The organism is Leyella lascolaii, from assembly GCF_900079775.1.
GTDB classification, from domain to species: domain Bacteria; phylum Bacteroidota; class Bacteroidia; order Bacteroidales; family Bacteroidaceae; genus Prevotella; species Prevotella lascolaii.
The window spans coordinates 566,863-572,528 of record NZ_LT556036.1; the positions used below are offsets into that span (position 1 = coordinate 566,863).

General features: G+C 43.5%; 6 protein-coding genes and 2 pseudogenes. All 8 read left to right on the forward strand.

Features of this window, described 5'->3' with window-relative positions:
* The coding region (locus tag BN4609_RS05665) for a site-specific integrase (RefSeq protein WP_164071582.1) at positions 1-369 on the forward strand (369 nt) is incomplete at its 5' end.
* Positions 366-761: a virulence RhuM family protein gene (locus tag BN4609_RS05670; RefSeq protein ID WP_068855616.1), complete on the forward strand. Its 396-nt coding sequence runs from the start codon at positions 366-368 to the stop codon at positions 759-761. The genes BN4609_RS05665 and BN4609_RS05670, both read left to right, overlap by 4 nt.
* 482 nt (positions 762-1,243) lie before the next feature.
* Entirely contained in the window at positions 1,244-1,471 is a 228-nt protein-coding gene (locus BN4609_RS05675; protein WP_068855617.1) for a helix-turn-helix transcriptional regulator, read from the forward strand.
* 259 nt (positions 1,472-1,730) lie between these two features.
* Entirely contained in the window at positions 1,731-2,774 is a 1,044-nt protein-coding gene (locus BN4609_RS05680; RefSeq protein WP_068855618.1) for a helix-turn-helix domain-containing protein, read from the forward strand.
* A pseudogene (locus BN4609_RS16935) lies at positions 2,765-3,091 on the forward strand (helix-turn-helix domain-containing protein); the annotation flags it as partial. The gene BN4609_RS05680 and the pseudogene BN4609_RS16935, both read left to right, overlap by 10 nt.
* A gap of 227 nt (positions 3,092-3,318) precedes the next feature.
* Positions 3,319-4,413, forward strand: a complete 1,095-nt coding sequence (locus BN4609_RS05685) for a DUF3575 domain-containing protein (protein WP_068855662.1) — start codon at positions 3,319-3,321, stop codon at positions 4,411-4,413.
* A gap of 16 nt (positions 4,414-4,429) precedes the next feature.
* Entirely contained in the window at positions 4,430-5,317 is an 888-nt protein-coding gene (locus BN4609_RS05690; protein WP_068855619.1) for a FimB/Mfa2 family fimbrial subunit, read from the forward strand.
* A gap of 98 nt (positions 5,318-5,415) precedes the next feature.
* A pseudogene (locus BN4609_RS05695) lies at positions 5,416-5,666 on the forward strand (fimbrillin family protein); the annotation flags it as partial.

A 5,666-nucleotide genomic window follows, 5' to 3' on the forward strand; every position in this document is an offset into this window, starting at 1 on the left:
CAGATTATGGAAAAATATCGTGGATTGTGTGAAGACGGTAGGGTGTTTCCAGTACCCAACTACAAAAGTTGTATGGATTCGCTCAAAAGACTGGGAAAGAAATGTGGTATCACCAAGCCGCTTTCCTGGCATGTCTCCCGTCATTCGTTCGCAACCTCGGTTTGCCTCTCCAACGGAGTTCCAATAGAAACCGTGAGTTCAATGCTTGGTCACAAGAACATAAAGACAACCCAGGTGTATGCCAAGATTACCAAGGAAAAATTGAGCAAAGACGTGGAAAAGTTGTCTCAGCAAATAAATAACATTGAGGAATTCACGTTTGGAAATGTTTGCAACGATAATACTAACACTATAAATGGCAGAGTATGAAACGACAAGTGATAACAATACAAGAAGATATGGTCATCTACGCCCCACATCATGGTGAGGTGTGGATGACAGTTTGGGAGATTGCCGAACTGTTGAATGTAACAGGGACAGCAGTGAAGAATACCATCAAGCGCATTTGGAAACAAAGTGGGCTGAAAGACTTCCAGCATTCGCAATACATCAAACTTGAAAATGGATATTCTGCGAATGTCTATGATATGGAAGTGATTATCGCCATAGCACTTCAAATGGATACATATCAAGCCTTGTTGTTCAGACAATGGCTTATCAGTAAGGTTGTGAACCGCAAGGTGTGCCAAGCAGAGCAAGTAAAAAACGAGTATCCGATGATTATTGTAATGAACGGAACGATGCCAAGAGATGCTAGTTAGAATCTTTCATCTTTTTAATAAGATTTAATAGCGTACAGAGAGAACGATTTTTGTCGTTGTACACTGTACGCTATTTTTGTTTCGCAATCTTACTGATTGTTTGTAATGTTCTGATAATCAATGCTAATCCGAATGACAAAATGGCAAAAGAAACAAATTAGGAACAACAAAATCCCGTAACCCCAAAATGAAATTATGAGAAAACAAAAATTAACACGGATAACGGAATTTTTCCGATTTTGATATTCATAAATCAACTCCAAAAGAAGAAAATTATAAGTAGGCACATCTGTTTTCATTTTAATAGAATATAGTGGTATGCAAGATGAAGATGGGACGAGTCACTGTAAATCATGCAAAAATTAGCAAAATTTCTAATTAGGCAAATTATTTGCCGATTTTTATAATGATTTTCGGATAAACAAACGATATTTGGAGGAAAATGAGTATCTTTGCAACCGAAAACAATAATAATATACGCAATGGCTGAGAAAAATCTTAATCGTATAAAAGTTATGCTTGCAGAAAAGGGGAAAACGAACAAATGGCTTGCAGAGAAACTTGGCAGAGACCAAGCAACCATTTCCAAATGGTGTACTAATGCTTGTCAACCTCCTTTAGAAGCATTAATACAGATATCTCAATGTCTGGAAATTGATATAAAAGAACTCATTAGGGTTCCTGAACATAATCCTTATAAAGAATTGTAATGAAAAAAATAAATACTTCATTCTCATTATTTGATTTCAATAAGAAACGTGTGACTTAGAGCAATTTGATGCAAGATCTTAGGTGATTCGGTCTTGATTTTTTTAATCAAGCAGCGAACACTCTGAGATATTCTTTTCTGTTTTTTATCCCAACTGGCTTATAATTCGGAAATTGTATCAAAATTTGTATCAAAATCAAATAAGCATAACAATGGAACCATCTATATACAGTTTTTCACTTTGTACCGCACTGCCGTTGATGTTATTCTTCGGCTTTTATTTTTTGTTTGCAAAGACTCCTGAAAAGAAAATTTTCAAGAATTATCTCCGCTCCCGACAGATTATGGGTATAGCTATGTTGCTGCTTTCTGCAAACTATTCGGTACATTTCTTCTTTGGTATCCGATTCAAAAATGCGGATTCTGCCATATTGATGAACATGTCCACATACTTTCTGTGCTATTCTCTGTTCAGTTCGGCATTGATAATGTTGCTTGATCGTTTTTACATTACCAAACGGCGTGTGTGGACACATATCATTTTATGGATTATATTTTCAACTCTTTCCGGAGTTGTGTTGTTCCTGTTGCCAAGCGGAATCATGCAAAAATTCTCTTTGTTTGCTTTAGCTGCCTGGTTAGTCGTTTTTGGAGTCGTTTTAGCTCGCAGAGTCATAATTGCATATCGTAGAGCCATTCAGATTTTCAATGAAACTCAGGCGGATGATATAGGCGCATATATCGAATGGCTTTCCATATTCACTTATTGGGCACTTATCTTCGGTGTCGGATGCGGATTGCTGACATTTCTGCCAGACGAATATGTTTTTATCTGGATTTTGTCGTCAATACCGTTCTACAGCTATCTTTTCTACAGCTATCAGAACTACCTGCTGTTCTATGAACAGGTAGAAAATGCGTTTGAGCAGGATATACAATCTGAAGAAGAACTTCTGACAAATTCGGAAACTGAACATGAAATAGTTTCTGAGAAAGAAGTTCCTAGGTCCTATACAGAATTTATAGAGAGGGTTGACAACTGGATAAAGACAGACGGCTATGTCCAGCAGGGACTTACCATAAAAGAACTGTCCGAAATACTTTATACGAACCGTACCTATCTTTCCGCTTATATCAAGACTACGTATAAAATGACATTCCGCGAATGGATAACCAGTCTTCGGTTGGAGTATGCGAAAAACATACTGAAGGAGCATCCAGAAATCAATATACAGAAGCTGGCTGAGTCTTCCGGTTTTCTTTCCCAAAGTAACTTTATCAAATTATTTTCCGAGAANTTATAGAGAGGGTTGACAACTGGATAAAGACAGACGGCTATGTCCAGCAGGGACTTACCATAAAAGAACTGTCCGAAATACTTTATACGAACCGTACCTATCTTTCCGCTTATATCAAGACTACGTATAAAATGACATTCCGCGAATGGATAACCAGTCTTCGGTTGGAGTATGCGAAAAACATACTGAAGGAGCATCCAGAAATCAATATACAGAAGCTGGCTGAGTCTTCCGGTTTTCTTTCCCAAAGTAACTTTATCAAATTATTTTCCGAGAAAGAAGGATGTACGCCTGCCAAATGGAAAAAATCAAATCGGGAATAATTTGTGTAGTAAAAAAACATCGGAAAAGGTCACAGAAACCCATTTCCAAAAAGTGCTCAAACGACAAAAAAGTGCTAATTCGACAATTCAAAAAGTGCTAATTCGACAAAAAGATGCTCAAACGACATTATTTATAAAATTTTACAGCAAAAGTTTTTCTAATCTTTTGGGCATAGAATGACATTTATTATCTTTGGAGAGGACAAAGATAATAAATGCAAGTTTATATGATCAGAAAAATCACTTTTCTTACCTTGTTTCTGTGGCTGATGACGGTAACTTTTCCTGTCATTGCGCAGCAGAAAACAGACACAACCTACACCTTCCGCTTCGTTCCGCAGAAGGACATGTTCTACGTTCCTTGGAATGGCAATGACACTGAACTTGCCCGCCTGTTGGAATGTATCGAAAACAGTAAAGCAACAATTTTTAACGGCAAGTTGCCGCTACTGGTTGACGGCTACTGCAATTCGCTGGGCGGTGAAGCCGAGAACCTTGCAACGGCGAAGATTCGTGCCAATCGAGTAAAATCAGAACTGATTACACGCGCGAAAATCAAGGAAGAAAACTTCATTACCCACAATCATGCGACAGGGGGTGATTTTGTAATCGTGCGCCTAACGGTACCCGCAAAGGAAACAGCCGCGATGGATGCGGAAGCGCGACGCAGGGCAGAAGCAGAACGCTTAGAAACCGAGACGCGTGCCGAACAGGAACGGCGTGCCGAAGAGCAGCGCAAGGCGGAAGAAGCCCGACTTGCCGCTGAAAAGGCAGAAGCCGAAAAAGCTGCTCTACAAAATACACTTGCCGGCACGCCGTCGGAAACTAAAATCACAACTGATTATCATCTCTCCCTGCGTGCCAACCTATTGCGCTGGGCTACCCTGACACCCGATTTAGGACTTGAATGGCGTATCTGCCCGTCGTGTGGCATTGCCGTAAACGGCTCATGGACTTCTTGGACGTGGAGCGACAAGGACCGCCGCTATGCACTCTGGGAAGTGGCTCCGGAAATACGTTATTACATGGGTGAGAAGAAAGCCTGGTATCTGGGGGCGATGTTCAAGGCCGGACAGTTCAACTACAAGATCTCCGAAACAGGCAAGCAAGGCGACCTGATGGGTGGCGGCATCACCACCGGCTATCAGCTACGGCTGAACAAGGCACTGACTCTTGATTTCAACCTCGGCTTGGGCTACCTGAATGCCGATTTCGAAAAATATGAAGTCATCGATGGTGTGCGCGTGCGCTGTGGCAACGAGACAAAAGATTGGTGTGGCCCCATCAACGCCGGTGTGACATTGGTATGGAAGTTATTCTGATACGGAGGAATAGAGTATGAAAGCAAGACAATATATATATATGATGGGAATGGCAGCCGCCGTGCTGCTCTCTTCCTGCGTGAAGGACACGCTTTATGACACGCCGCATCCCGACTATGGGAAAATTGCGGTGACAGCCGATTGGTCGGCCTGCGGTGAGGGTATCAACATACCTGCCACGTGGACGGTCACCATGGGCGACTATACGGGTACGGAAACTTCCGCCACCCATGCCCCCGACCATCTGTTTGCTCCAGGCAGCTACACCCTTGCGGTGTGGAACCCAGCTGAAGGAATCACGGTAAATGGTACCACCGCCACCATTGCCGCAGCCACGGGAAACCGGGCAGGCACGGATGCCTTTGTAAACAATGCCCCGGGATGGTTCTTCACCTATACGAAACAGGTGAGCATCGAGAAAGACAAGGACTATCCGTTGACCGCCGCAATGAAGCAGCAGGTACGCGAACTGACACTTATCATCAAACCGACGGGTGATGCCGCCGGACGCATCACGGAGATTGTTGCCCATCTGACGGGTGCAGCCGGAACACTCGATTTCGCTACCGATACCTACGGAGCCGCTTCAAACATCGTGCTGCCCTTCACCAAGATAACCGAAGGTGACGATGCCGGCAAGTGGAAAGCCACGGTGCGGCTGCTGGGTGTGACCGGCACGGAACAACTGCTGATGGGTGAAATCCGCTATGCTGACGGCAACCCGACCCCCACCACGCTGAAAAGCGACCTCACAGAAGCTCTCAAGGAGTTCAACACAAGAAAGGGCAAATCGCTGACCCTCGGCGGAACGCTGGTTGAGACACCCGAAGGCATGGTAGTGGACGAAGCCGAAATCAACGGCTGGGAAGAAGTGAAAGGTGATGATGTAAATGCCGATTTGTAAATAATTAGCAAACCGAACACAGAAGCAAAGCTTGCATTGATTTTGCTGAGGTGCAGCAATTATTGAAATGGAATTTAACTAATAAAATGACAGATATAATGAAGACAAGATTTTTTGCACTTGCAGCGCTCGCCCTCGCACTTGTAGCCTGCAACAACGACAACGAAAACCTGAATGGTGACCCCGTGGCCGCCCAGTTTACCGCCAACATCGCCCCCGCCACCCGCGCCAGCGGAACCACCTGGACTGGCGGCGACCGTATCGGCATCACCGACATCGGCAACGATTCCCAGTACGGCAACGTGCCTTTCATCCTGAAAAACGGGAAATTTGAGGCAGAAGGAAAGGT